General features: G+C 70.7%; 29 protein-coding genes and 1 pseudogene. 18 read left to right on the forward strand and 12 right to left on the reverse strand.

Features of this window, described 5'->3' with window-relative positions; all coding sequences use genetic code 11:
- Window positions 1–89 precede the first annotated feature (89 nt).
- On the forward strand, window positions 90–626 hold the full coding sequence (locus ACLJN9_RS01135) for a hypothetical protein (protein WP_410809067.1): 537 nt from the start codon (window positions 90–92) through the stop codon (window positions 624–626).
- A gap of 108 nt (window positions 627–734) precedes the next feature.
- On the opposite strand, the gene ACLJN9_RS01140 is transcribed toward ACLJN9_RS01135, so the two are convergent.
- The 3 genes from ACLJN9_RS01140 to ACLJN9_RS01150 all read right to left on the reverse strand — a co-directional run bounded on the left by ACLJN9_RS01140 (window position 735) and on the right by ACLJN9_RS01150 (window position 2,215).
- Window positions 735–971: a hypothetical protein gene (locus tag ACLJN9_RS01140; protein ID WP_410809068.1), complete on the reverse strand. Its 237-nt coding sequence runs from the start codon at window positions 969–971 to the stop codon at window positions 735–737.
- Complete coding sequence (locus ACLJN9_RS01145) at window positions 964–1,695, reverse strand: TIGR03557 family F420-dependent LLM class oxidoreductase (RefSeq protein WP_410809069.1); 732 nt, start codon at window positions 1,693–1,695, stop codon at window positions 964–966. The genes ACLJN9_RS01140 and ACLJN9_RS01145 overlap by 8 nt, the downstream gene beginning before the upstream one ends.
- A 313-nt stretch (window positions 1,696–2,008) precedes the next feature.
- Entirely contained in the window at window positions 2,009–2,215 is a 207-nt protein-coding gene (locus ACLJN9_RS01150) for a hypothetical protein (RefSeq protein ID WP_007460667.1), read from the reverse strand.
- Window positions 2,216–2,468: 253 nt separating this feature from the next.
- Here ACLJN9_RS01150 and ACLJN9_RS01155 point away from each other — a divergent pair, with 253 nt between their 5' ends.
- Together ACLJN9_RS01155 and ACLJN9_RS01160 are read left to right on the forward strand one after the other, a co-directional pair.
- A complete protein-coding gene (locus tag ACLJN9_RS01155; RefSeq protein ID WP_410809070.1) occupies window positions 2,469–3,296 on the forward strand; it encodes a hypothetical protein in 828 nt (275 codons plus the stop codon).
- Entirely contained in the window at window positions 3,293–4,045 is a 753-nt protein-coding gene (locus ACLJN9_RS01160) for an Asp/Glu racemase (protein WP_410809071.1), read from the forward strand. The genes ACLJN9_RS01155 and ACLJN9_RS01160 overlap by 4 nt, the downstream gene beginning before the upstream one ends.
- 89 nt (window positions 4,046–4,134) lie before the next feature.
- On the opposite strand, the gene ACLJN9_RS01165 is transcribed toward ACLJN9_RS01160, so the two are convergent.
- From ACLJN9_RS01165 to ACLJN9_RS01180, 4 genes and pseudogenes are all read right to left on the reverse strand, one after another.
- On the reverse strand, window positions 4,135–5,283 hold the full coding sequence (locus ACLJN9_RS01165) for a hypothetical protein (RefSeq protein ID WP_410809072.1): 1,149 nt from the start codon (window positions 5,281–5,283) through the stop codon (window positions 4,135–4,137).
- Window positions 5,284–5,554: 271 nt separating this feature from the next.
- A pseudogene (locus ACLJN9_RS01170) lies at window positions 5,555–5,674 on the reverse strand (FAD-dependent monooxygenase); the annotation flags it as partial.
- A gap of 13 nt (window positions 5,675–5,687) precedes the next feature.
- Window positions 5,688–6,035 (reverse strand): TcmI family type II polyketide cyclase, encoded by a 348-nt coding sequence (locus ACLJN9_RS01175; RefSeq protein WP_410809073.1) that lies wholly within the window; start codon window positions 6,033–6,035, stop codon window positions 5,688–5,690.
- A 93-nt stretch (window positions 6,036–6,128) separates the two neighbouring features.
- The gene (locus ACLJN9_RS01180; protein ID WP_410809074.1) at window positions 6,129–6,923 is read right to left on the reverse strand and encodes an AfsR/SARP family transcriptional regulator; all 795 of its coding nucleotides are present in this window, start codon (window positions 6,921–6,923) and stop codon (window positions 6,129–6,131) included.
- Window positions 6,924–7,369: 446 nt separating this feature from the next.
- Between ACLJN9_RS01180 and ACLJN9_RS01185 the strand changes: the two genes are divergently transcribed.
- The 11 genes from ACLJN9_RS01185 (at window position 7,370) to ACLJN9_RS01235 (ending at window position 17,200) form a co-directional block, all read left to right on the forward strand.
- On the forward strand, window positions 7,370–7,708 hold the full coding sequence (locus ACLJN9_RS01185) for a TcmI family type II polyketide cyclase (RefSeq protein WP_410809075.1): 339 nt from the start codon (window positions 7,370–7,372) through the stop codon (window positions 7,706–7,708).
- Window positions 7,705–9,477 (forward strand): acetyl-CoA carboxylase carboxyltransferase subunit alpha, encoded by a 1,773-nt coding sequence (locus ACLJN9_RS01190; RefSeq protein WP_410809076.1) that lies wholly within the window; start codon window positions 7,705–7,707, stop codon window positions 9,475–9,477. Before ACLJN9_RS01185 ends, ACLJN9_RS01190 begins: the two co-directional genes overlap by 4 nt.
- Entirely contained in the window at window positions 9,474–10,043 is a 570-nt protein-coding gene (gene accB / locus ACLJN9_RS01195) for an acetyl-CoA carboxylase biotin carboxyl carrier protein (protein WP_410809077.1), read from the forward strand. The genes ACLJN9_RS01190 and accB overlap by 4 nt, the downstream gene beginning before the upstream one ends.
- A 21-nt stretch (window positions 10,044–10,064) precedes the next feature.
- On the forward strand, window positions 10,065–11,504 hold the full coding sequence (locus ACLJN9_RS01200) for an acetyl/propionyl/methylcrotonyl-CoA carboxylase subunit alpha (protein ID WP_410809078.1): 1,440 nt from the start codon (window positions 10,065–10,067) through the stop codon (window positions 11,502–11,504).
- Window positions 11,501–12,256, forward strand: coding sequence for an SRPBCC family protein (locus ACLJN9_RS01205; protein WP_410809079.1), 756 nt, complete (start codon window positions 11,501–11,503; stop codon window positions 12,254–12,256). Before ACLJN9_RS01200 ends, ACLJN9_RS01205 begins: the two co-directional genes overlap by 4 nt.
- Window positions 12,249–12,656, forward strand: a complete 408-nt coding sequence (locus ACLJN9_RS01210) for a cupin domain-containing protein (protein WP_410809080.1) — start codon at window positions 12,249–12,251, stop codon at window positions 12,654–12,656. The genes ACLJN9_RS01205 and ACLJN9_RS01210 overlap by 8 nt, the downstream gene beginning before the upstream one ends.
- On the forward strand, window positions 12,653–13,927 hold the full coding sequence (locus ACLJN9_RS01215; protein ID WP_410809081.1) for a beta-ketoacyl-[acyl-carrier-protein] synthase family protein: 1,275 nt from the start codon (window positions 12,653–12,655) through the stop codon (window positions 13,925–13,927). The genes ACLJN9_RS01210 and ACLJN9_RS01215 overlap by 4 nt, the downstream gene beginning before the upstream one ends.
- The gene (locus ACLJN9_RS01220; RefSeq protein WP_410809082.1) at window positions 13,924–15,171 is read left to right on the forward strand and encodes a beta-ketoacyl synthase N-terminal-like domain-containing protein; all 1,248 of its coding nucleotides are present in this window, start codon (window positions 13,924–13,926) and stop codon (window positions 15,169–15,171) included. Before ACLJN9_RS01215 ends, ACLJN9_RS01220 begins: the two co-directional genes overlap by 4 nt.
- Window positions 15,168–15,485, forward strand: a complete 318-nt coding sequence (locus tag ACLJN9_RS01225) for an antibiotic biosynthesis monooxygenase family protein (RefSeq protein ID WP_410809083.1) — start codon at window positions 15,168–15,170, stop codon at window positions 15,483–15,485. Before ACLJN9_RS01220 ends, ACLJN9_RS01225 begins: the two co-directional genes overlap by 4 nt.
- A gap of 66 nt (window positions 15,486–15,551) precedes the next feature.
- Complete coding sequence (locus ACLJN9_RS01230; RefSeq protein ID WP_410809084.1) at window positions 15,552–16,298, forward strand: phosphotransferase family protein; 747 nt, start codon at window positions 15,552–15,554, stop codon at window positions 16,296–16,298.
- A gap of 245 nt (window positions 16,299–16,543) precedes the next feature.
- A complete protein-coding gene (locus ACLJN9_RS01235; protein ID WP_410809085.1) occupies window positions 16,544–17,200 on the forward strand; it encodes a hypothetical protein in 657 nt (218 codons plus the stop codon).
- Window positions 17,201–17,258: 58 nt separating this feature from the next.
- On the opposite strand, the gene ACLJN9_RS01240 is transcribed toward ACLJN9_RS01235, so the two are convergent.
- From ACLJN9_RS01240 to ACLJN9_RS01250, 3 genes are all read right to left on the reverse strand, one after another.
- Window positions 17,259–17,678 carry a DUF6188 family protein gene (locus ACLJN9_RS01240; protein ID WP_410809086.1) on the reverse strand — a complete coding sequence of 140 codons (420 nt, stop codon included), beginning with the start codon at window positions 17,676–17,678 and terminating at the stop codon, window positions 17,259–17,261.
- A gap of 81 nt (window positions 17,679–17,759) precedes the next feature.
- Complete coding sequence (locus ACLJN9_RS01245; protein WP_410809513.1) at window positions 17,760–18,539, reverse strand: hypothetical protein; 780 nt, start codon at window positions 18,537–18,539, stop codon at window positions 17,760–17,762.
- Between the two features lie 366 nt (window positions 18,540–18,905).
- Window positions 18,906–19,877: a quinone oxidoreductase family protein gene (locus tag ACLJN9_RS01250; RefSeq protein WP_410809514.1), complete on the reverse strand. Its 972-nt coding sequence runs from the start codon at window positions 19,875–19,877 to the stop codon at window positions 18,906–18,908.
- Window positions 19,878–21,279: 1,402 nt separating this feature from the next.
- Between ACLJN9_RS01250 and ACLJN9_RS01255 the strand changes: the two genes are divergently transcribed.
- Both ACLJN9_RS01255 and ACLJN9_RS01260 read left to right on the forward strand, forming a co-directional pair.
- Complete coding sequence (locus ACLJN9_RS01255) at window positions 21,280–21,456, forward strand: tyrosine-type recombinase/integrase (protein ID WP_410809087.1); 177 nt, start codon at window positions 21,280–21,282, stop codon at window positions 21,454–21,456.
- A 245-nt stretch (window positions 21,457–21,701) separates the two neighbouring features.
- Window positions 21,702–22,280: a dihydrofolate reductase family protein gene (locus ACLJN9_RS01260; RefSeq protein ID WP_410809088.1), complete on the forward strand. Its 579-nt coding sequence runs from the start codon at window positions 21,702–21,704 to the stop codon at window positions 22,278–22,280.
- Here the strand turns inward: ACLJN9_RS01260 and ACLJN9_RS01265 are convergent.
- A complete protein-coding gene (locus ACLJN9_RS01265; protein WP_410809515.1) occupies window positions 22,262–22,972 on the reverse strand; it encodes a helix-turn-helix domain-containing protein in 711 nt (236 codons plus the stop codon). The two genes, ACLJN9_RS01260 and ACLJN9_RS01265, sit on opposite strands and share 19 nt — an antisense overlap.
- Window positions 22,973–23,385: 413 nt before the next feature.
- On the opposite strand from ACLJN9_RS01265, the gene ACLJN9_RS01270 reads away from it, so the two are divergent.
- Both ACLJN9_RS01270 and ACLJN9_RS01275 read left to right on the forward strand, forming a co-directional pair.
- Window positions 23,386–23,766, forward strand: coding sequence for a hypothetical protein (locus ACLJN9_RS01270; protein WP_410809089.1), 381 nt, complete (start codon window positions 23,386–23,388; stop codon window positions 23,764–23,766).
- 427 nt (window positions 23,767–24,193) lie between these two features.
- Entirely contained in the window at window positions 24,194–24,859 is a 666-nt protein-coding gene (locus ACLJN9_RS01275) for a Type 1 glutamine amidotransferase-like domain-containing protein (RefSeq protein ID WP_410809090.1), read from the forward strand.
- 141 nt (window positions 24,860–25,000) lie between these two features.
- On the opposite strand, the gene ACLJN9_RS01280 is transcribed toward ACLJN9_RS01275, so the two are convergent.
- Complete coding sequence (locus tag ACLJN9_RS01280) at window positions 25,001–25,333, reverse strand: DUF4279 domain-containing protein (RefSeq protein WP_410809091.1); 333 nt, start codon at window positions 25,331–25,333, stop codon at window positions 25,001–25,003.
- Window positions 25,334–25,449: the final 116 nt, after the last annotated feature.

Raw genomic sequence — 25,449 nt, forward strand, 5'->3', positions numbered from 1 at the left:
GATCTACCGTCCGCTGACTGCGCTGACGAATGGCAGCACTCTTCACGTTCACGCCTTCCTGTCCGTATTGCGAATTATCGTGACGTTTGGTGGTCGGCGGTGTGTCGAGCACCCCGCGCCAGGCCAGCTTCTCGGCCCGGACCAAGGTCTACGACACCGAGCTGTTGAACAACACCGCGCAGGTCGGCGGCGGCGCCGCGAACTCCGACGCGGTGCTGGTGATGCGCAAGATGACCGTCCGCGGCAACACCTCCACCGTCAACGGCGGCGGCATCTCCACGGTGAAGGGCCCGCTGCCGCTCGACGACAGCGTGGTCGACGGCAACACCACCCACGGCGTCGGCGCCGGCATCTACGCCGACAAGTCGAACCTGCTGGTACGCGGCAGCGACGTGACCGGCAACGAGGCGGTCGGCGCCACGTCCCGGGGCGGTGGCATCTTCGCGACCGCGGGCTCGGTGGCGATCTACGCGAGCAAGGTCGTCCGGAACGCGGCCTCGGTGGAGCCCGGCGGCATCTTCGCCGAGCACGCCCAGGTCAGGATCGACGACGAGAGCGAGGTCGTCGAGAACGAGCCGACCAACTGCGAGGGCAGCGCGGTGCCGATCGCGCACTGCTTCCGCTGACCTCGACCGCGCGCATCCATCCCGAACGCGCGAACCGGGCCGCCCTGACGATGGTCGGGGCGGCCCGCCGCGCTGGGCATCGGGTGAACGGTCGCGGCGCGGGCGGCCTCAGCCGATCGCGCGCAGGCGGTCGGAAAGATCACCGGAGAAGAAGTCGAGGAAGCCGTCCGGGTCCGGGCCGGCGTTCTGCAGGACGATGTGGTCGAAGCCGGCCTCGACGTACGACCGGACCTTGGCCACGTGCGGCTCCGGGTCGGGGCCGACGGCGAAGAGCTGGCGGACGTGCTTCTCCTCCACGTGCGCGCTGGCCGCGTCGAAGTTGACCGGGTTCGGCAGTTCACTCAATCACCTTCCAGCCGGTGACCATCCACCGGCTGGTCTGCAGCACCGCCCGCACCGCCCGCTGTTCGTCGGTTGCCCAGGCCAGCGGCACCTCGGCGTAGCGGGGGCCCGAGCCGTGAGCTCGTCGGTAGTGTTCCACGATCGACGCCTCCGGCTCGGTGGCGAACAGCCCGTCGCCCAGTTCGGCGGCGAGCCGGGCCGACGGCTCCCCGCTGGCCGCCACCGCGATCACCGGCGGCGTGTCCGGCAGGTCGAAGATCCGGGCGTCCTCCAGGTGCAGGTGCCGACCCTCGTAGGACTGGTAGCCGCCCTGCCAGAGCAGTCTGATGATCTCCAGCGCCTCGCGTAGTCGCTCGTGTCGGCCCCGTACGCTCGGAAAGCCCTGTCCGACGACGTGCTCGTTGAGTCGCTCGCCGGCACCCACCCCGAGGGTGAACCGGCCGTCGGAGATCAGCGCCATGGTCGCCGCGGCCTGCGCGATGATCGCCGGGTGGTAGCGGACGGTGGGGCAGGTGACGCCGGTGGCCAGGCGCAGCGTGCTGGTTCTGGCCGCGACGGCACCGAGCACGCTCCAGGTGAAGGACGAGTGGCCCTGGACGTCGAGCCAGGGATGGAAGTGGTCGCTCATCTCGACGAAGTCGAAACCAACCTGCTCGGCCCGGACGGCCTGCCGGATGATCTCCTGTGGGCCGTATCCCTCTGAGGCCAGCTTGTAGCCGATCTGCATGCCACGCTCCCGATTCCGTCCGCCGGCTGACGCCGGGTCGGTTCCCGGCCGTGGCACCGACAAACGCCATCGGCACCTGCGAACCAGCCTCCTAGGACGCTGTGCAGGGTGTGTGGGGACGCTCTTTCGGCCGGTCGCGGCAGAGCCCAACAGGGGGAAGTGAAGAGATGGCCAATCAACTGATCTGCCGTGCCACCGCCGTAGCCGTGGCGGCTGTCATCGGAGCCGGCGTGCAACGGCTGAACCATCCTGACCAAGGCAGACCGGCCCGTGTCCCCGGTTCGAGGGGCACGGGCCGGGGCGCGCGTATGTCCTACTTGGACGGCTCGGGCAGCTTGCAGTCGACCTTGGGGTTGGCGCCGATGTAGTTCAAAGGCCCGGCCACGATGGTGACCAGGATCGTGCCGGCCTCGGCGCAGTTGGTGTCGTCGCCGCTGTAGTAACCGCGCTGGCCACCGGCGATCGCGCCGATCACCAACCAGATCACGACGATGACTCCGAGTATCGAGGTGCCGCGCATCGCTGCCTCCTGGGGGTATGTGGTGGATCTGAGGTGCAGGCGTTGTACCCAGTCGGGTCGCGCGGCTAACGGGTGCGCGCCGCGACCGCCGCTGAATCCTCCATCCGGCCGATGCCGTCCGCCGTTGAGTACCGCCCGGGCATCGGCCACCCGCACCGGGTAACGCGGGTCGGCTATCGGATCGACGACCGACCTCGCCGTCGTACGGGTCGGCGGACGTAGAACTGCCTCACGGCCCCGCCGAGGAGGATTCATGGACGCCCCGTTCCCGCCCCTGTACATCGACCGCCCCGAGGACGTCGCGGTCGCGGCCCGCGCGCTGGCCGGCGGCGCGGTTGTCGCGGCGGCGTTCGCCAACTTCTACGTCATCGTCACCCGACCGGATGCGGCCACCGTGAGCCGGGTCAACCTGGCCAAGGGTCGGCCGATCCACCAGGTCGGCAGCATCACCACCGCGGTCGACCGGATCCCCGCGATGTTCGACTGGTCCCGGATCTCGCCCCGGTTGCCGGTCGGTCGGGTGCGGGCGCTGATGGACGCCCTCTACGGCGCCGGGCCGTTCGGCTTCCGGGGCCCGGCGGCGGACCGACTGCCCGAGCACCTCACCCAGGTCGATGGAGGGCTGCGCACCACCCAGGTGATCGCGCCCGGGCTGACCTGCCCGTCCAACGTGTTCTTCGAAGAGGCGCTGGCCGCGACCGGGGCGGACCACCTCTACATCACCTCGGCGAACCGCTCCCGGCACCTGACCGGAGCGGCCGAGGAACCGGCGCACTGGAAGGCCGGAGGACTCGCCGCCGACTTCGCCCACCTCGACGACCTCGTGGTGCTCGCCCACCGCGACGAGGCGGCGGCCCGCGCCGCCTACCCGGGCTACCTCACCACCTCGGTGACCCTGCTCTCGTTCCACGCGCCGGAGGGTGAGTGGGAGGAACCCCCCGTGCTCACCGTGGACCGGCACGGTTCCCTGCACCTGGACGACGTGCGCCGCGCCGCCGCGCCGCTCGGCCTCCAGGTGCGTCTCGGCGGCGCCGCCAGGCAGCGCCTCCAGGTCCGGGCGTACGCCGGGGCGCTGGTGTGAGCGACCACCGGATCGGGCTGGTGGTGCCCAGCTCGAACACCACGATGGAGACCGAGATCCCGGCCATGCTGCGCCGACGGGAGAGCGTCGACCCGACGGTCCGCTTCACCACCCACGCCAGCCGGGTACGGCTGCACCAGGTGACGCCCGACGAGCTGGCCCGGATGAACCGTGCGGCCTCCCGGTGCGCCGCCGAACTCGCCGACGCGCGCTGCGACGTGCTCGCGTACGCCTGCCTGGTGGCTGTCATGTGCGAGGGCAGCGGCGCGCACGAGCGGGCCGAGCGGCGGCTGGGCCGCGCGGCCGGCCGCGCCGGTCACCCGATGCCGGTGGTCACGAGCGCCGGCGCGTTGGTCGCCGGGCTGCGCGCGCTGGGTGCCCGCCGGGTGGCGCTGATCGCGCCGTACCTGCCGCCGCTCACCGCGACGGTCGTCGGCTACCTGGCCGAGCACGGCGTGCGGGTGACGGAGGCGGTGAGTCTCAGCGAGCCGGACAACGTCGCCGTGGGCCGGATCCCGGCCCGACGCCTCGTGGAGCTCGCCGATCGTCTGGACGTGACCGACGTGGACGCCGTGGTGCTCTCCGCCTGTGTCCAGCTGCCGTCGCTGGCCGCGATACCGCAGGTGGAGGCCCGCGTCGGCCGACCGGTGCTCACCGCGGCCACCGCCACCGTGCACCAACTGCTCAGCGGGCTCGGCGTCGAGCCGTACGTGCCGGAGGCCGGTCGGCTGCTGGCCGGGGCGCGCTGACCGTGCGCCGGCGGTCGTTGCGCCCCGAACGGCGGAGCCCCCGGCGGATCGTCGCGTGGGACGGTCCGCCGGGGGCTCCGGATCCGGGGTCAGCCCTGGGCGTCGCCCGGCAGTACGGCGAGCAACTCGTCGCCGGCTCCGGCCAGCAGCCGGGCCTGCTGCGGCCAGCTGGCCAGCCCGGGGGCGGCGCGCAGGCCGGCGGCCCGGATCAGGTCGCGTAGCGCCGGCTCGTCCAACTCGCCGAGCTGGCCGTAGGTGCGTACGCCGGCGGCCTGCAACGCGGCCGCCATCTTCGGCCCGACGCCCTGGATCCGGCGGAAGTCGTCGGCCGGGCCGGTCGGGTCGGTGTCGGCGGCGCCGTTGGGCAGGGTGGCGGCGACCGTACGCACCGGCGGGGTGGCGGTGGCACCCGGGCGGACCGGCGGGGTGGCCCGCACCGGCACCGCCTCGACGTCCACCGGAGCCGTGTCGGCCCGAATGCCGTCGGCCGGCGTCGTGTCGGCCTGCGGTGCGTCCGCCGGCGTCGTGTCGGCCGGCGTCGTGTCGGCCTGCGGTGCGTCCGCCGGCGTCGTGTCGGCCGGCGTCGTGTCGGCCTGCGGTGCGTCGGCCGGCGTCGTGTCGGCCGGCGTCGTGTCGGCCTGCGGTGCGTCGGCCGGCGTCGTGTCGGCCGGCGTGGCCTCGGCCTGCGGTGCGTCCGCCGGCGTCGTGTCGGCCGGTGTGGTCTCGGTCGACGGTGCGTACGTCGGGCTGTCGTCGGTGTGGCTGTCGTCTGCCGGGCTGTCGTCCGCCGGCTGCCGGGGGGCGACGATGCCCGCCGGAGCGGGCTGCTCCTCGACCGTGACCGGAGCGGGTACCGGATCCGTGACCGGCTCGGGCCGGACGTCGTCCGCGTCGGAACGCTCGATCGCCGGGCTGGCCGGCGGCGCTTCGGTCAGCGCCATGTCGGCGACGTCGACGGTGCTCGGTGCGGAGTTGTCCGGCGTGGCGGTGGTGGTGACCGTAGCCGGCGCGCTCACCGTGTCCACCGGGGTCGGCTCGTCGAAGACGGCGGTCGGCGCCGGGTCGACGGTCGCCTCCGGCCGGCCCTCGTCGGTGGTGGCCGCCGGCGTCGGCGTGGAGACCACTGCCAGTCCGGCGACCGGGTCACCGTCCACGATCGACCGACCCTGCCCGCGTACGCCCTGCCGGCCACGCAGTAACCACCCGGCGGCCAGGCCCAGCAGCAATGCCAGTACCACTATCAGCGAGTGTCCGATAGACCACGCCACGGCGAACCTCCCTATCACGTCGTCGGAAAAGTCACGAGAAAAACTCGCCGCAGCTTCGCACACGCGCGTTGACGACGACAGGGAGGACCGGTCCGGTGCGGTACGGGTGGGACGGTCGCCGCACCGGGTGCCCGGTGGGTGACGCAGCGTCGCCTGAACACGGCGAAACCCGGGCTCGGCGGAGGCGCCGGTCCCGGGTTCGCGCAAACGGTCAGTCCTGGTCGCCCTCGTCGGTGTGGAAGCGGTGGCGGTGCCGCTCGTACACGGCGCCGCTGATCCCGGCCCGGCGCAGCCCGTGCGCCAGGCGGAGCCCGCCGGTGCCGGCGCCGATGATCAGGACATGCGGTGGCGGTGAAGACACGTCGCCCGTCCGCTCAGCCGGCCGGGTGCACCGCGGGCGCCTCGGCTGCGTCCCACCGGTAGAAGCATCCGGCGATCGCGTCCCGCGGGGAGCGCCAGGTCGACAGGTACGGGGAGGTGTGTGCGGAGAGCCGCTCGTTGACCTCCCGGAAGAGCGGGTGGTTGCGGGCGGCGGCGAGCGCGTCGGGGTCGATGTCGGAGGTCTCGATCAGCTGCACGTACAGGTCGTGCAGGCAGTACAGGGACCGGTGTGTGACGCCGGTCAGGCCGGGCAACTCGGTGGCGTCGGATTCGGCGAAGATCTGCGCGACCCGCCCCTCCGCGCCCGGGACGATCCGGCTGACGATCAGTAGACGACTCATGGGACCCCTTCCGCCGGTGGCTCTCCCGACCGTCCGGTCGGCGGCCACGTGCTCCTGGCTGCCCACCGTGCCGCAGCGCCTGTCACCTCACCGTCACGTGCGCCGGCCCACCGGTGACGGCCGGTCGACAGGCGTGCGACTGGCCTGGCGGATCGGGGCGAGCGTGTCGTCGAGCAGGGCGCTCATCGCGGGGCTGGGTTCCAGGCGCAGCTCCCGGCGCAGCAGGTCCCGGTAGACGTAGAAGGCGTGCACGGCCTCGAAGGCGTTGCCCTCGGCGAGGTGGATGCGTACCACCAGCCGGTGGGGTGTCTCGCGCAGCGGCTCGGCGGCCATCGCCTCGAGCGCGGCCTCCAGGGCCTCGCCGTGCCGCCCCGCGACGAGGTGCTGCCCGGCAACCTGCTCCAGCATGTGCAGGCGTAGTTGGCGCAGCCGTTCCCGATCGAGCAGCACCCAGTCGTCGTACCAGCCGGGCAGCAGGTCGTGCCGTCCGGCGGCGAGCGCGCCGGCGGCGATCCGCGCGTCGCCGCCGTCACGGACGCGGGCCGCCGTGCCGACCAGGTCGTCCACATCGAGTCGAACCGTCGGGCCGAGCCGCACCGTGTCACCGGCCACGGTGATCGGGCAGCACGGATCCTGCCGCAGCCGCCACAGCGCGGTGCGCAGCGACGACAGCGCCCGCTCCTCCGACACGTCGGGCCAGAGCAGGCCGGCGAGTTGGCTGCGGGTGGCGCCCGGACGCAGCCCGATCAGCGCGATCACCCGTTGCAACCCGCGCGGCACGACGACCGGCGCCACGCCGCGCAGCAGCCGGAAACCGCCCAGCAGGTGCAGCGAGACGTCGCTGTCTCCAGGACCTCCGGCGGTCGGCACGGATGGATGAGCGGCCACGGCGGCACCCCCTGCGGAACGCTCGTCCCGACTGTCTCCTGTGTCCCGGATCGGCTGCCCGTGACGCCGCTGTCGACCCCACCGGCGGGGCGCGACCACGGCTGTCGGGGCGCGGCCCCACCCGCCGAAGTCGCCGGGCTGACCACCGTGAAGATTATCAATAGCAGTCACTTTGAGTCAACGGCAGAGTCACCTTCAATCAGTGACGACCAACCATGAGATCACTTCTGAACTGGGAAAACATCCGTGTGAGACCACTGCGGAGGGCTGTGAAAACGCATAGCTGATACACAGGTTGCGTCAACGCAGCGTCACGAGACAGCGTCGCAGAACCGCCCGCTCCGGTGACGCCGCCGTGACGAGCGCTGCCGCATCGTGTCGGCAGCGTCCAGCGCGTCCGGGGGTCACCCGCCGCCGGCCCGGACGCCGTGGGGGGAGGCCCAACCATGGACCGATCGCTGATCGTCGCGAGGGTGGTCCCGACCGCAGAGGATCGGGTCGCCGAGATCTTCGCCGAGTCGGACGCGACGGAGCTGCCGCGCCTGGTCGGCGTCCGGCACCGCGCGCTGTACCGCCTGCACGACCTCTACGTGCACCTGCTCGAGACCGAGCAGCCCGCGCAGGGGGCCGTCGAGGCAGCCCGTGACCATCCCGAGTTCGTCCGGGTCAGCGACCGGCTTCGGCCGTACGTCTCGCCGTACCTGCCGACCTGGCGCTCGCCGCGTGACGCGATGGCGCACTGCTTCTACCGGTACGACGCAGCCGACGCCGGGCGGCGGTCGTGACGGCCACCGCGCCGCGCGAGGAGCAGCTGTGGTCCCGCTGCGCGGGCTGCGCGAGCCTGCTGTACCGCAAACGCCTGCGGCGCAACCTGGACGTCTGCCCGGAGTGCGGAGCGCACACCCGGCTCGGCGCCCCGGAACGGCTCCGCCAGCTCGTGGATCCGGGATCGCTGCGCCTGCTGCCCGAAGGTCTGCCCGAGGCGGACCCGATCGCCTTCGTCGACGTCGTGCCGTACCCGCATCGGCTCACCGCCGCCCGGGCCGGCACCGGGCTCGCCGAGGCGGTCGTCTGCGGTACCGCCAGCATCGGTGGGCACCCGGCCGTGCTGGCGGTGATGGACTTCCGGTTCCTCGGCGGCAGCCTGGGCTGCGCGGTGGGCGAACTCATCACCCGGGCCGCCGAACGGGCGCTGGACGACCGGACCGCGCTCATCCTGGTCACCGCCTCCGGTGGGGCGCGGATGCAGGAGGGCGCACTGTCGCTGATGCAGATGGCAACGATCAGCCAGGCCATCGCCGCTCTGCGCGAGGCGGGTCTGCTCACCGTCAGCGTCCTCACCGACCCGACGTACGGCGGGGTGGCCGCGTCCTTCGCCACCAACACCGACCTCGTGCTGGCCGAGAGCGGCGCCCGGATGGGTTTCGCGGGCCCCCGGGTGATCCGCCAGGTCACCGGACGGGCGTTGCCGGAGGGCTTCCAGACCGCCGACTTCCTGCTGCGCCACGGTCAGGTCGACATGGTGGTGCAGCGCCGGTCGCTGCGCGGGCGGTTGGTGGCGCTGCTCGCCGTGACCCGCGCCGGCCGGCCGGCCCGTCCACCCGTACCCCGGCAGGAGGCGGCGCCACGCCGTGAGCGCCTGGACGCCGGTGGCCCGGGCCCGACGCTCCCGGTCTCCGGTGACGGCCGGGCCACGCTCACCGGTCCGGCGACCGCCGGCGATGAGGGGCCGGCGGTACTTGACGCGTGGGACACCGTGCGCCTCGCCCGCCACCCGGGCCGACCGACCACACTGGACTATCTGGATTCCGTCTTCGACGGGTTCGTGGAGCTGCACGGCGACCGGCTCGGCGGCGACTGCCCGGCGGTCGTCGGCGGCGTGGCCCGGCTCGACGGCCGGCACGTGATGGTGATCGGCCACCAGAAGGGCCACACCACGGCCGAGCTGGTCGCCCGCAACTTCGGCATGGCCAGCCCGGCCGGGCACCGCAAGGCACTGCGGCTGATGCGCCTCGCCGCCCGACTCGGTCTGCCGGTGGTCACCCTCGTCGACACCCCCGGCGCGGACCCGGGGGTGGCCGCCGAGGAGCAGGGCCAGGCCGCGGCCATCGCGGAGAACATCCTGACCCTCACCGTGCTGCCCACCCCGGTGCTGGCCGTGATCACCGGCGAGGGCGGCAGCGGTGGGGCGCTGGCACTGGCGGTCGCCGACCGGGTGCTGATGCTGCAGCACGCCGTCTACTCGGTGATCAGCCCGGAGGGCTGCGCCGCCATCCTCTGGCCCGACCGGTCCGCGGCGCCGCAGGCGGCCCGGGCGCTGCGATTGACCGCGCCCGACCTGCGGCGGCTCGGCGTGGTCGACGAGATCGTCCCCGAGCCGGCGCCGGCCGCGCACGACGACCCGGCGGAGGCCGCCCGGCAGCTGCGTGCCGCGTTGCTGGCCAACCTGCTGCCGCTGCTGGACGTGCCGCCCGCGATGCTGGTCCGTCTGCGCCGGCAGCGGTTCCGGCGGTTCGGTGGTGTCCGCGCCGGCGCCCGGGCGGGTGCCCGGTGACCGCCGCCGACCGGGCGGTGTCGACCGTCGAGACGCCCGGCGCGGACCGCCTGCCGGGCGGGAGCCGGCCCGACGACGTCGCGGTGTGCGACGAGGAGGTGCTGGTCGGGCTGCGCCGGCAGGCGCGGCAGCTGATCGACGAACTGAGCGGGCCGGTACGCCGGATCCGGCTGCGCAGCGGTCCGGCGGTACTGGAGGTGGAATGGCACCCCGCCGACGCGGCGCTACCGGACGTACCCCCGGTTGCGTCCCCGGCCGAGGCGGTGCCGGCGGCCGCGACGCTGCCTGGTCCGCCGGCGGCGCTGATCCGGCCGGCGGTGCCCGGACGGCCCGCGGTCCGGGCACCGATCGTCGGCACCTTCTACCGGGCGCCGGAGCCCGGGGCCGCGCCGTTCGTCGCGGTGGGCGACCTGGTCCGTCCGGGTCAGCCGGTCGCCATCGTCGAGGCCATGAAACTGATGAACGAGGTGGCCGCCGACCGCGCCGGTCGGGTGGTCGCGATCCTCGTCGAGGACGGCCAACCGGTCGAGTACGACCAGCCGCTGGTCGAGCTGGACACGGACTGATGGCGCGGGTGGGGTGAGGACGTGTTCGAGACCGTGCTGATCGCCAACCGGGGCGAGATCGCGTTGCGGGTGCTGCGGGCCTGCAAGGAACTCGGCGTCCGCACGGCGGTGGTCTACTCCGCCGCGGACGCCGACTCGGCGGTGGTCCGCCTCGCCGATCAGGCCGTCCGGATCGGGCCGGCGTCGAGCCGGCGCAGCTATCTCAACGCCGCGGCTATCGTGGAGGCGGCGCGGCAGGTCGGCGCGCAGGCCGTGCACCCCGGCTACGGCTTCCTCTCCGAGGACGCCGACTTCGCCGAGATCTGCGCCGACAACGGTCTGACCTTCATCGGCCCGCCACCGGCGGTGATGGCCGCGCTGGCCGACAAGTCCTCGGCTCGGGCCCTGATGAGCCGGGTGGGCCTGCCACTGCCGCCGGGCAGCGTCCAGCCGGTGCCGACCGCCGCCGGGGCCGCCGAGGTGGCGGCCGCCATCGGCTATCCGGTGATCGTGAAGGCCGCCGCCGGGGGTGGCGGCCGGGGGATGACCGTGGTGCACGCCCCGGGGGAGCTGGCCCGGGCGTACGCCCGCACCCGGGCCGCCGCCCAGGCCGCCTTCGGCGACGACCGGGTGTACGTCGAGCGGTACCTCACCGAGGCCCGGCACGTGGAGGTGCAGGTGCTCTGCGACAGCCATGGCAACGGGGTGCACCTGGGCACCCGGGACTGCTCGGTGCAGCGTCGGCACCAGAAGCTCGTCGAGGAGGCACCCGCGCCGGCACTGCCCACCAGCACCCTCGACGCCATCGCGGAGATCGCGTTGCGGGGCGCGCTGGAGGTCGGTTTCGTGGGCGCCGGGACGCTGGAGTTCCTCGTCGACGCCGAGGAGCGCTTCCACTTCCTGGAGATCAACTGCCGGATCCAGGTCGAGCACCCGGTCACCGAGATGGTCACCGGGATCGACCTGGTGCACGAGCAGCTGCACATCGCCGCCGGGGTGCCACTGCGCTGGCGGCAGGAGGAGATCCGGCTGCACGGCGTCGCGGTCGAGTGCCGGGTCAACACCGAGGACCCCGAGCGCGGTTTCACTCCGACCCCCGGTCGGCTGGACCGCTTCACCCCACCCGGTGGCCCGTTCACCCGGGTGGACACCCACGCCAGCACCGGTTACGTGGTCGGTCCCTGGTACGACTCGCTGCTGGCCAAGGTGGTGGTGTGGGCGCCCGACCGCGAGCTGGCGCTCAACCGGCTGGAGCGCGCCCTGGAGGAGTTCGACATCGCCGGCCCGGGCGTGCGGACCACCATCCCGTTCGTCCGGCGGGTGCTCGACGACGCCGCGTTCCGCAAGGGCCGGTACACCACCGGCCTGGTCGACCGCCTGCTCGCCCCTCCCGGCCCCGGCCCGACGCCCGTGCCGCGGTCGGCGGCCACCCCCGCACCGCGTCCCGCCGAGCCCGACGTCACCCTCAGGAGGACCCGATGACCGTCACCCAACCTCGCCCGCTGGCCGCCGAGATCACCGACATCCTGGTGGCGCACTGCGGATTGGACGCCGACGCCGCGGCCCGCGCGCCCGCCGCGTCGCTGGAGGAGCTGGGCATGGACTCACTCGCCCTGTTGGAGCTCTCCGCCGTCGTCGCCGACCGGTGGCAAGTGAGCATCCCGGAGCAGGCCGGCCAGCTGAGCATCCCGGCGGTCGCCGACCTGGTCGGCCGTCGCGCCGACCCACCCGGGCACACCGAGAACGGCGTGCTCATCGACGCGCCGATCGCCCTGGTCTGGGCGATCACCAACGACGTGCCGAACTGGACGGAGCTGTTCACCGAGTACGCCGTGGTGGAGATCCTGCACCGCGACGGACACCTTGTGCGGTTCCGGCTCACCATGCACCCCGACGAGAACGGGGTGGCCTGGAGCTGGGTCAGTGAACGCACCGCCGACCCGGTCAGCCGGCAGGTCCGGGCGCACCGGGTGGAGACCGGGCCGTTCGAGTACATGCGCATCCACTGGCGCTACACCGAGGAGGCCGGCGGCACCCGGATGACCTGGACGCAGGACTTCGCCATGAAGCCGACCGCGCCGCTCGACAACGCCGCGATGACCGAGCGGATCAACACCAACAGCACCATCCAGCTCGCGGTGATCAAGGACCGGGTCGAGCGGACCGCCCGGCAGCACGCCGACCAGGGCCGCCCGGCGGCCGACGACGAGCCGACGGAGGCCGACGATGAGTGACCTGAGCACCCGGCCGATCGCGGCCCGGGACGTACCCGCCGACCGGCGGCGCGGCGGTGAGCTGCGGGTGCTGCTCGGCCCCCGCACCGTCGGCAGCACCTCCGGCTTCCTCGGGGTGGCCGCGCTCGCGCCGGGGGAGCGGATCGCCGAGCACTACCACCCGTACAGCGAGGAGTTCCTGTACGTGGCGCGCGGCGCCATCACCGTCGACCTGGACGACCAGCCGACACTGCTGGCCGCCGGGGAGGCGCTGTTCGTGCCGGTCAACGTGCGGCACCGGCTGCGCAACACCGGTGTCGAGCCGGCCGAGGTGGTGTTCCACCTCGGCCCGCTGGCCCCCCGTCCGGAGCTGGGCCACGTCGACACCGAGTTGGTCGAGCAGCGAAGCAGCCAGTCGTGAGCGGGCGCCGCACGGTGGTGACCGGCGTCGGGGTGGTCGCCCCCGGCGGCGCCAGCCGGGACCGCTTCTGGAAGACCATCACCGAGGGGCGTACGGCCACCCGGCGGATCAGCTTCTTCGACCCGTCGGCGTTCCGTTCGCAGATCGCCGCCGAGTGCGACTTCGACCCGGTCGCCGCCGGGATCACCGAGGCCGAACAGCGTCGCGCCGACCGGTACGTGCAGTTCGCGCTGGCCTGCTCGGCCGAGGCGGTCGCGGACGCTCAACTGGTGCTCGGCGACGCCGAGCGGGAACGCGCCGGGGTGGTCCTCGGCACCGCCGTGGGCGGCACGATGGCCCTGGAACAGGAGTACGTGCGGGTCAGCGAGCACGGCCGGCGCTGGCTGGTCGACGCGGCGCTGGGTGGCCCGTACCTCTATCAGGCCCTGGTGCCCAGCAGCCTGGCCGCCGACGTGGCCTGCCGGCACGGGCTGCACGGCCCGGCGCAGGTGGTCTCCACCGGCTGCACCTCCGGTATCGACGCCATCGGCTACGCCCACCAGATGATCATCGACGGTGAGGCCGACATCATGCTGGCCGGCGCGGCCGACTCGCCGATCTCGCCGGTCACCGTCGCCTCGTTCGACGCGATCAGGGCGACCAGCCCGGACAACGACGACCCGGCGCACGCCTCCCGCCCGTTCGACGCCGACCGGCACGGGTTCGTGCTGGCCGAGGGCGCGGCGGTCCTCGTCTTGGAGGAGGCCGGGCACGCCCGCCGACGCGGTGCGCACGTCTACTGCGAGGTGGCCGGCTACGCCAGCCGCAGCAACGGCTACCACATGACCGGGCTGCGGCCGGACGGGCTGGAGATGGGCCTCGCCGTCACCGACGCGCTCAAGCAGGGGAGGATCGCCCCCGAGCAGGTCTCCTACATCAGCGCGCACGGCTCGGGCACCAGGCAGAACGACCGGCACGAGACGGCCGCGTTCAAGCGGGCGTTGGGCCAGGCCGCGTACCGGGTTCCGATCAGCTCGATCAAGTCGATGGTCGGGCACTCGCTCGGCGCGATCGGGTCGATCGAGATGGCCGCCTGCGCTCTCGCCATCGAGTTCGGCGTGGTGCCACCGACGGCCAACTGGACCACCCGGGACCCGGAGTGCGACCTGGACTACGTACCCAACGAGGCGCGGGAGGTCCCCGTGGACGTGGCCCTGTCGGTGGGCAGCGGCTTCGGCGGCTTCCAGTCGGCCATGGTGTTCCGCCGACTGCCCGGGTCGGTGGCGGCGTGACCGCGCGGGCGGTGGTGACCGGCATCGGGGTGGTCGCGCCGAGCGGCATCGGCGTGGACGCGCACTGGCGTACCGTGCTGGCCGGTACCCGCCGGACCGGGCCGATCACGTTGTTCGACCCGGCCGGCTACCCGACCCGCTTCGCCGGGGAGGTGCCCGGCTTCGCCGCCGACTCCTACGCCGACAGTCGGCAACTGGTGCAGACCGACCGCTGGACGCATCTTGGCTTCGCCGCCACCCGGTTGGCGCTGGCCGACGCCGGTCTGCCCGACCGGGCACCGGACCCGTACGGCTACGCGATGACCCTGGCCAGCTCGTCCGGGGGCAACCTGTTCGGCCAGCGCGAACTGCAACGGCTCTGGGGTGGCTCGTCGCGCACCGTCGGGGCGTACCAGTCGATCGCCTGGTTCTACGCGGCCAGCGTCGGGCAGCTCTCCATCCACCACCAGTTCAAGGGCCCGAGCGGGGTGCTGGTCGCCGAGACGGCCGGTGGGCTGGACAGCCTGGCCCACGCCGCCCGCGCGGTGCGCCGCGGCACTCCGGTGGTGATCGCCGGGGCCACCGAGTGCCCCCTGAGCCCGTACGCGCTGGCCTGCCAGCTCAGTTCGGGGCTGCTCAGCGACGTGGCCGACCCGCAGCGGGCGTACCGTCCGTTCGACGCCACGGCCAGCGGCTACCTGCCCGCCGAGGGCGGCGCTGTCTTCGTGGTGGAGGAGCTGGGGCACGCCCTGTCGCGGGGTGCCCGGGTCTACGGCGAGGTCAGCGGCTGGGGCGCCACCCACGACGCCGTCCACACGACGGCGGACAGCGCAGGTGACCCGGCCCAGTACGCCCGGGCCATGCGGCTGGCCCTGGACCGCGCCGGCGTGGCGGCGGCCGGCATCGACGTCGTGCTGCCCGACGCCCTCGGGGTTCCCCGCTACGACCGCAGCGAGGCCGAGGCGCTGCGCGCCGTGTTCGCCGACCGGCCGCCCCCGGTGACCACGCAGAAGCCGTTGACCGGGCGGGCCCACCAGGGCGGGTCGGCGTTGGACGTGGCCACCGCGCTGCTGGCCTTCGCGCACGACACGCTTCCCGCCTCCGCCGGCCCCGACGAGGTGGCCGACGGGTGCGAGCTGGACTTCCTGCGCGAGCACCGCCGGCCCCGAAGCCGGCTCGCCCTGGTCTGCGCACGGGGCTTCGACGGGTTCAACAGCGCGCTGGTCCTGCGCGGCGCCGCGCCGGCGAGGGGAGAGGTTCCATGAGCGAGCAACGGGCCCGGGTGGTCTTCCTGGTACGGGTGCCCCAGGCGCGTACCGAGCAGTTCCTCGCCGCGTACGAGGAGGTGCGGCACTTGGTCGCCAGCGGCGTGCCGGGGCATTTGGTCGACCAGGTCTGTCGCTCGTCGACCGATCCGGAGCAGTGGCTGATCACCAGCGAGTGGGCGAGCCTGGCCGACTTCGAGAACTGGGAACGCAGCGGGGAGCACCGGGATCTGGTGCGGCCGATGCGGGAGTGCTTCACCGACGCCCGCTCGCTGCGCTTCCACATCCACGCCCAGACGCCCGCGCTGGCCTGAGGGCGGCGCTCGACCGCGGTAGCCGCAGGCGATAAGCCGGTGACGTCGGTTGTCATCTCCGCGACAATGCCCGTCGTGGAAGAGGTCGAGGTCGTCGTCGCCCATCATGAGCGTGCGACCCTGCGGGTCGGTGACGTGTTCCTGAAAATCGACGCCGACCAGACGCGCACCGATGTCGAGGTCGAGGCGATGGCCATGGCGCCGATTCCCACTCCGGAGATCCTCTGGCGCAAGCCGCCCGTACTCGCGCTCGCCGCTCTCCCCGGGACGGCACTCGGCCGCCTCGGTCAGCCGTCGACCGCGTCGTCGGCGGCGTGGGCCGCGGCCGGTGCCGCCGTACGGATGCTGCACGACGCGCCGCTGCCGCCATGGCCCGGTCCCCGCCTCGACGACGTGGCGTCGCGCCTCGACGGTGAATGCGAATGGCTCGTCGCGAACGGCGTCCTTCCCGCTGACCTGGTTCTGCGCAACCGTCGGGTTGCCGAGGCCGCGCTTCGGCCGTGGATTCCGGTGTTCATGCACGGCGACCTGCAGGTCGCCCACGTGTTCGTCGCCGACGACGACGTCACCGGCGTCGTCGACTGGTCGGAGGCGGGCCAGGGTGATGCCCTGTACGACCTCGCCGTCCTGACACTCGGCCACGAGGAGCGCCTCCGCGACGTCGTCACCGGCTACGGCACCGACGTCGACCTGACCGTCATCCGTGCATGGTGGTCACTGCGAAGCCTGCTGGCGATCCGCTGGCTGGTGGAACACGGCTTCGACCCGGCCGCGCCGGGATGCGAGTTCGACGTGCTGAAATCCCGGATGTGAAGCCGCAACAGCTCGCCTGCCACGAGTGGCGTCCGCGATCCTCAGCTGTCGAGGCGCCATCCGGTCATGCCGATGAGAGGTCATCCACGGTTCAGCGCTCACGGATGTCGCTGGCATGGCAGGTCACGGTGTCGACCCTTCCGCCACCTGACATCAAGTGCCGCCCGGCCTATCTTCAGAGAATCAGGTCCTCGGACGAAGAACAAGACTTGATCTTGTAGCGCAGGGGTTCCACGCTGTGACACATGAAATGGGACCCCTTCACCACGCTCCAACGCGCCCTGTGGATAGGGGGCGGCCAGTGGGCCGGGAAATCCACTGTCGCTGGCATTCTCGCTGAGCAGTACGGCCTCACCCATTACCACTACGACTACCACGACGCTCGCGGTCATGGTGATCGGCGGATAGCACAGCGGATCCGCCGCGGCGAGTCCCCAACGGGACCGGACTGGGAGGCAGTCTGGGTCCAAGCAACGCCAGAGGAGATGGCCGATCAGGTCATCGCCGACTTCCCGGACCGTTTCCAGTGGGTGCAAGACGACCTGCGGGCCCTCGTCTCCCCTCGGCCCATCCTTGCTGAGGGCTGGGGGCTACGCCCAGAACTGGTCGCGCCGGTCGCCGGCTCCATCGGCCGGATGGTGGTCATGGTCGCGACCGAGGAGTTCCGGCGGCGCCAGGTCGCCCGGGTACCTCGTGCAGGCGCCATCGGTCATCAGGTCAGCGACCCGCAACTCGCTCAACGCAACCGCGTCGAGCGGGATCGGTTGATCGCCGCAGACGCTGTCCGCAAGGCGCACCGATTGGGGGTTCGCGTCATCGAGGTCGACGGATCCCGTGACGCCGAAAGCGTGGCCGACCTGGTAGCCGAGCACTTCGCGCCGTTCCTGCCCGAGCAGCCTTGAACGTATAACTCATCTGCCGCTGTCCGTGAACTGCGTTTGCATCAGCGCCGGTGTCCGGCTACGAGCGGGTGAGGCCGCCTCCGGGTACGGCGACGAAGTGAAATCCCACTGACACGGTGGGCGGCGTGCCCGCGACGGTGAACGCCTCGTACTGATCGTCCGGCTCGACGGCGAGGATTGCATCGTCGGCGAAGGTCAGCGTCAACCGCCCGTCCTTGCGAATTTCGACTGCACTGACCTTTGCTTGGTGCCGGTCGAGCAACGGCCCCAGGCCTGCCGTCGCCGAGGGGTCGAGCCAGCGTTCGGCACCAGCTGGTCCGTAGGAGAATTCGGCCTCGATACGGATCTCGAGCCACGCCTCAATCATGAGCGTGAGCGCATAGTCGATCCGCAGCTGCGTCACGACGCCGTCGCCGACTGGTAGCAGCCACCTTCCGGTCTGCTCGATCAGCCCGGCGTGATTCATACGCTCGGTCATGAGCCCATGCTGCCCTGAGCTTCCATGTCGTCGTCGCCGAGTATCCGGATCTGCCGCCGAGCGATCGTCGCAGCGTGCGGTCTAGGAATCGTCGTCGACCGGGCACGATGCTCGGGGATAGGCGAGCAGGTCATCGATCGCGCTGTTGAACTCGTCGAAGGTACGGATCTGGCTGGCCCGGCCCGCGTAGTGGCGAAACGCTTCACTGAAGTGCTCGGCTAGCTGGCCGACCTCGTCGGCGGCTTCAAGGGTCTTTACGGTGAGGTAGCTGGCAGCGCCGGCTCCAAGGTCGTGGACCACGGCTAGGTCGACGAAGATGTCCCCGGGCTGCAGAATCTCGGCCAGGTCAGGAGGGTGCGCCTGATTCAGCGTCGAGGCCAGCAAGCGGCACCGATCCGGATCCTCGAGGGCGAACACCGTGATCTCCGAGGTGGCGTCGCCAGCGACAGCCAGGGCAAGGTCGGTCAGGTGCCGGAAGCTGGCCACGTCGAACAGGCCGGCGAAGCCGACGTGTTCTCGTTGCCACGGGTCCAGCGCTGGCGGCAGCGGAACGCAGGCGCGGGCCGGAACGAACCCGACGTCCGCGATGGGCCACTCGTGCTGCTCGACGTCGACCTCATACTCCCAACGGACCAGCCGCACCGCCTCACGGCTCATACTCCGCAGACGAGCCGCCTCGTCGCGATAGTAGGCGGGAATGGCGAATCGGCTCCGGCCCGCGGTCAACTCCCAGGTCAGCGCCCGCCACACCGCAAGGGCCTCACCGTCGTCGTTGTTGATCGCATAGCGAGACCACGGATTCAGGTCCGCATCGTCTGCATAGTCCTGCTCCCACAGCCCCGGCCACCGTGGGCCAGGCATATCCGCCTCGTCGGCACGGGCCACGTAGCAGTGCAGCCCGTCGCGGCGCTCGTGTGCGAACCTCAGGAACGACTCCAGATGTGCCACCTCACCAGGATGCCGGAAAGTCAGCCGTCGTTGACGCATCAGCCCGATGCCTGACGCAGGCGGCATCCGCATCTGCCGCAATCCGGGTGCCATCCCACGCCCAACGAGGGCCACCGACGAAACTATCTTGAGCTGCTGAAGCTCGTCCGAGCACTGGTCGGGGTTCCACGCTAAGTTAGATCGTCTTCCAGTGTTTGGCCCGTCCGGCTCGGAGCCGCTGTTGGTGCGGCAGGCATCTCCCTGTGGGAATCCGCACCGACCGATTTCCGTACCTCGTACCTATGGGATGACGAGTAGCTTGCCGGTAGTACGCCGAGCCTCCAGATCGCGGTGAGCCTGGGCGACCTCGGCGAGCGGGTAGCGGGCCGTTACGGTGGCCTCAAGCGCCTTGGTGCGTACCCATTCGAGCACGTCGGTGGCGCGCCGGAGCAGCTCGGACCGATCGGCGATGAAGTGCCCGAGACTTGGCCGGATCAGGGTCAGCGAACCACCTTGGGCGAGCCGGATGGGGTCAAAGGGCGGCACGGCACCACTCGCGGCGCCGAAGAGCACCAGGTGGCCGCGGGTTCGCAGGCTGGCGAGGCTCGCTTCGAAGGTGTCCCTGCCGACGCCGTCGAAGACGACAGGCAGTCCTTGGCCGCCGTTGAGCCGCTTCACCTCGGCCGTGAGATCGTCCACTGTGGAGTGAAGGATCACCTCGGCGGCCCCGGCGCGCCGCGCCAGCTCGGCCTTCTCCGGTGTCGAGGTCGTGCCGATCACTTTGCCGCCGAGATGGGTGATGAGCTGGGTCAGCAGAAGCCCCATGCCGCCGGCAGCAGCGTGCACGAGCACCGTGTCGCCTGGCCGGACCGAGTAGGCGTCCTTGACGAGGTAGTGCGCCGTCATGCCCTGCAGCAGCACGGCGGCGGCGGCCTCGAAGTCGACGCCGTCGGGCAGTGGCACGAGCCGGGAGGCATCCACCACAGCTTGCTCGGCATAGGTGCCGGGAATCTCCACCCAGCCGACCCGGTCTCCCACGGCGACGTCGGCGACACCTGGTCCGATCTCGACGACCGTGCCCGCGCCCTCAGTGCCCGGGGTGAAGGGCAGCGGGAGGGTGTACCGGCCCTGGCGGTGGTAGACGTCGAGGAAGTTGACGCCGGACGCGGCGACCTCCACGACCGCCTGGCCGGGACCTGGCACCGGTCGATCAACATCGACTAGTCGCAGTACCTCGGGACCGCCTACTTCGGAAACCTGAATCGCTCGCATGACCCCTCCTGGAACAGCTCTTCCCGCACGAACTCTGGTCGCGGCGATCCGATTCCCGCTGCGGCGAGCTGTCGTAGCCGTCACATTCAGGTCAGCGGCAGAAGAGGTCTCGAAGCCGAAACTCCAAGACCCCTTCTCGTCACGTCTCGGCACCCCATTTCGTCGGTGCTCCAACGATTCCACGCCGCTGGCGACGACGGCGGGTTGCCCGTCCCGACCGGCGTCGCAATGGCCCGAGTGCTCGCGTTCCTGAGTGGACGCGACCTCTGCACTGGCATGTCGGCATAACTATCAGATCCGCATAAGTGCCGATGCTTGCCAGCTTCTCGGGCCAAGATCGAACGTCCGGATCTGCCGCGAGGCGCGCCCTGACGACGGCAACGGCCTCGCGATCGGCGGCTGGCAACGCGGCAACCAGCTAGCGGAAGTAGTAGAAACGCCCCCCGCCAGCCTCGATCTCAGGCAGAGAAGTGAAGTACAGGCGGAAGCCCGGAAGCGCTTTGGCAGGATAACCCCTTCCAGCAAGGACGGCACGTGCGCGTTCCTCCAATGCGGGGGCCTCCTCACGAGCGGCCTGGGCCTCCTCGACTAGGGCAAAGATCAACCACGCCCACATTTCTTCAGGACGCTGGCGTTCATCGGTGGTGGTGACGCACGGTGATGTATGGCTACCTCTCCTGCTTCGGCTTCCAGTGTCGTACCTGCCGACCAACCTGTCGTGCGCGCAGCGGTGTCCGTCTTCTTGGGCCGCTGCCGTGGGCAGACTCGTGTGCATACCGAGTCCGACCTGCGGTCTTCCTTCGTTGGTGTAGCGACCACGGCCTTGACCCGCTCTCCGCCGCTCGGGTGGATGTCGAGCGGTACGTGCGCTGGCTGCAAGACGTTCGCCGGTACCAGCCCTCCACGGTGTCCCGTCGGCTGTCGGTCGTGGTCGGGATCTGTCGGGTCTGTGTAATCGACGCGATCCTGGAGCACTCGCCAGCCGATTACGTCCGCCGGCCCACAGTGCCGGCCGAGTCACCGACACTCGGACTGGGCCACCTGCAGTTCGAGGCCCTTACCACCGCCGCCTAGCTGTCGGCCAACCCGAACGATTTCCTTGGTCGCCGTCTTGGGCCTGCTCGGCTTACGAATCTTCGAAGCCTGCGGGTCGGACATCGCCCGACCTGGGAGAGGAACACGGCCACCGGGTCCTACGGGTGCGCGGCAAGGGCGGCGAGGTCGTGCTCGTCCCGCTGCCACCCGCGGTCGCCCGAGCCATCGACCGGGCCGTCGATGAGCGCACCAGCGGGCCGCTCCTGCGCAACACCCACGGTCGGCGAATGGACCGACACGCCGCCACTCGTCGGCTCAAGCACCTGGCCCACATCGCGGGGATCCGGATGCCGAGGATGCACCCCACATGCTGCGCCACACGTTCGTGACCACCATGCTCGACGCCGGCGTCAGCCTGCGCGACGTGCAGATCGCCGCTCGTCACGCCGACCCGCGTACCACCATGAGCTACGACCGAGCCCGCAAGAACCTCGACCGGCACCCCAACTACATCCTCGCCGCCTACATGGCCTCCGGGACGTAGCCAGGCTCGCGCCTTTGCCGATGTGAGTGCGTGGCGACCCCACCTTGCCGACCGGACCTGTTGACGACGCTTTGGTCCTGACGGCCCAGATCGTCTCCGTCAGTACCCCGCCTGGCTACCACGGGCGGCGGTAACCACGAGCGGAGCCGGACCGCTCCGCGGGTGTCGTTTCTGTCCAAGACGAGGGCGGTGACGCTTTCTATCCTGGCGGAGCAGCTTGCGGTGATCTACCAGGGAGTGACGCCATGCGCGATCTTGTCTACACCGGTTTCATGTCGCTCGACGGCGTGCTGGATTCCCCGGGTGGCGGTCCGGGTGAGGAGCACCGCAGCGGCGGCTGGGTGATCAAGGACATCGAGGTCCTACCCGAGGTGTTCTCGCTCAAGGGCGAGGAGTTGCAGGACACGACGGCCTTGCTGTTCGGGCGGCGCAGCTACGAGCTATTCGCCCCGGTCTGGCGTGACTCGCAGGACCATGCCGCCTACAAGGAACTGCCGAAGTACGTGCTGTCGACCACCCTGGCCGACGACGCGCTCGTCGACGGCTGGGGCCTGACGACGATCCTGCGCTCGACCGACGACGTCGTGAAACTCAAGAAGAGCGACGGCGGCGCGATCTTTATTCACGGAAGCGCAGAGCTAGCTCGCCGCCTCGCGGACGCGGAATTGATCGACAGGTACAATTTGCTGCTCTTCCCGGTGCTGCTCGGTGCTGGAAAGAGCCTGTTCAGCCGGGCAGACAACGACAAGCAGACGCTTCGCTTACGCGAGTCGGAGGCCTATTCGAATGGGGTGGTCAAGCTGATCTACGACGTCGTTCGCTGACTGAGGTCCAGCGAGATCGCGCCGCGGACGCCTTCGCGCAGTTGCCGTGCCGTGTGCCCGATGTATTGGCGCAGTGCGCGGGCCAGATGCGGCTCGTCGAAGTATTCGAGTCCGGCGACGACGTCGGCGACCGGCATACCGGCGGCCAACAGGATCGAGGCTTTCCTGGCACGCTCGATCTGCCGCACAGCGCCCTGGGTGAGCCCAGTTGCCGCGCGGAACCGGCGTTCGACGGTGCGTTCCGAGACCTTGGGAACGTGCCCCCGCCGGACCTCGGCGACGACCGGATCACGGACTACGGCACCGGCGCGGACGAGGCGCGTGACGAGCGCCTCGGCATCGTCGGGGCCTGGGATGCCCCACCGGACGCCGTCCAGCCGGAAGGTCCGGTGTGTGGTGTCGGGCAGGTCGATGCCGCCGTCGAGCAGGGCCGAGGTGGGCACGTTCCGCAGCGACGTGCCCACGGCGAAGTCGATGCCGAGGAAAGTCGCGCCGTCGGGCACGGGCGCCGTACTGGAGCTGCTCTCTGGACCCGTGACGCTCGCGTAGGACCTGCCCTCGCGCTGCCAGAACACCAAACCCCAACGCACCGCCGCGACGGAGGTCATCTCGAAGACCTGCTCGCTCGTCGAGGTCCACACGGAATCGACCCATGGGGAGTCGGACGCGCGCGTCTCAAATCGCAGAGTCACAAGAGCAGGGTAGTCGCCCGCACGCAGATGCCGCGCCGGAAGCCTCGACTTGGCGAACGGGCCAGCCTCATCGGCGAGCTCGAATGCCAGACCAGGTGAACCAAGCTGTCGAAACTCATCGCGCCGGCTCCGGCCTGCTTCCGACGGTTCTCTTTGGCCCCACGAGGGCGATAGAAATGGTCCGGCATGGTGAGAAACGACCGTCGCCCGACGTCCTCTCATGCTGCTGACAGTGTTCACCGCGACGGAATAACGCCTGCGTTGCCGCCGACGGCAACCGCTTTTGCCGCAGGTCGGGCCTTGTCACCTCGGCGGTTAAATCACGTCCAGCACGCTGACGTGAGTGCAATCGACGGCCGCCTCGCGTCTAGCCGCAGATCCCGCAGGCTTACTGATGAGCGAAGATGCGGCCTGTGAGCCATGAGCACTGTGTCTTCCGCAACCCACCGGCAGCAACACCAGGCGAGGTGTGTGCGGCGCTCGATCGCGGCGAGCTTTCCAACGCCTTGGACGCCATGGTCGGCGCCGTGCTGTACGGCGCTGGAGACTGGCAGGAGTTGCAGGAACTCTATCTTGGTCTACTCGATCACGAGGATCGCCAGGTGAGGCTACTTGCCGCGACGTGCCTGGGACACCTGGCGAGGGTCTATGGCCGGCTGGACCAAAACCGGGTAGTTCCCGAACTACGCCGCGTTGGGGCGACCAATGCGTTGAGCGACATTGGAATCTTCCTCCAGCCGCGCCGTGCACATTGGAGCGTACGTGTGTGGAGAGCCGTCCGTCCGTGGCTCTGAGGCCGGTGCACTGACTACGCCTACCGTGCTCGCCAGCATCCGGATCTGCCGACGACCGTGCGTGCGACGCGGCAGCGACCGCCTGCTCAGCCACAGACCGACGCAACCGGACGCTGATCCGACTGATCTGGAAATCAAACTGAGCCCCGATCGCGGCCAGCACGATCCGATCCTGCTGATACCTCCCGTACTGCTCACGATCTACCACCAGCCGAGGGCACCCAGGCCCGACCGAGTCGTCGATCCGGAAGCGGGTGAACGTATGCGGTCACGGCACTAGACAGCGCTCGTGGCTCTGCCGATGAGGGGTCGTCGTGACACGGGCACCCCTGCGGGCCTCCGGAAGAGGGGACACGAAATACGATCAGTCTCGGATTGTTCCCTCATCTCGGGAGTTTGCCCCTACGCGCGCGAATCAGGAGTCACGTTGAAGCTCTTGCTTACGTCGGGTGGCGTCACGAACCCCAGCATCCACTCAGCGCTCGTGCGGATGCTCGGCAAGCCGATCGGCGAGTGCCACGCTCTCTGCGTTCCGACTGCACAGTGGGGTCACCCGATGTGCGGTCCGACATCGGTACGAGACTTCGTCGCCGCCGTGCCCAAACCCGACTGGCAGTACATGTCCGGCCTGGGGTGGGCGTCGCTCGGTGTCCTTGAGCTCACCGCGCTGCCCACCATCGGCGCGGAGCGATGGGTCCCCTGGGTCCGGGAGGCCGATGTGCTTCTTGCCGACGGCGGTGACGCGACGTACCTGTGCCACTGGATGCGCGAGTCCGGGTTGGCCGATCTGCTGCCTTCGCTGCCCGACAAGGTCTGGGTGGGAGTGAGCGCCGGAAGCATGGTGATGACGCCCCGGGTCGGAGACTACTTCGTCGAGTGGCCGTCCGCGCCGGACGACCGCACCCTGGGAGTCGTCGACTTCTCGATCTTCCCGCACCTCAACCTCTTCCCCACGAACACCATGGCCGACGCGGAGCGGTGGGCCGCTGGAATCGGCGTTCCGGCCTATGCCATCGACGAACAGACGGCCATCACGGTCGTTGGCGGCTCCGTCGAGGTGGTCTCCGAAGGGCAGTGGACGAAGTTCGGGTGATTGCCGCCCGGGGCGGCCATCCGGATCCGCCGCGTTGAGGGCTCGGAGGTACGGTCGACCGTCGTTGGCTTCGGGGCAGAGCGTGACAGGCGTGCCGATGGTGCGGCCCGCGCTCACGCTGCCGGAGCGCCGCGAAGCTACTCAGTAGATGTACTGGTCGCAGTCGAGCCACAGGTGAAGGCCGGCCAGTCGTCGGATCGTATCCGCGGTGAGGTGGAGAGCGGGAGTCGTCACCAGGATGTCGTCGGCCCCGTCCCGTTCGGAATGCATCTCGATCACGACGTTGATCCCCGCCCGGAGTTCCAACACCTGCTGGGCGCGTGCCAGCCCGTCGGCGTGAGGCTCGATGAGATCGAGCAACTCCCCGAGAAGAAGCTCGGTGTCGTACTCATCCCGCCGTGGCACGTCGACGTACCAGCCGCTCGACCTGTGAACGCGCTGACCGGTAGGGCCCTGGTCCTCATCGTTGTCCACGATCCGGGAATCCTGCGATCCCTCGGAGGGCCACGAAGACCTGCCCGCCGCTCATTCCCGCAACGTCGACCGAGATGTCAGCACATGCCGCTCGCCCGGTCGGCGCTCAGCGGCGG

It is taken from the genome of Micromonospora sp. 067-2 (genome assembly GCF_046549295.1).
GTDB lineage: Bacteria > Actinomycetota > Actinomycetes > Mycobacteriales > Micromonosporaceae > Micromonospora.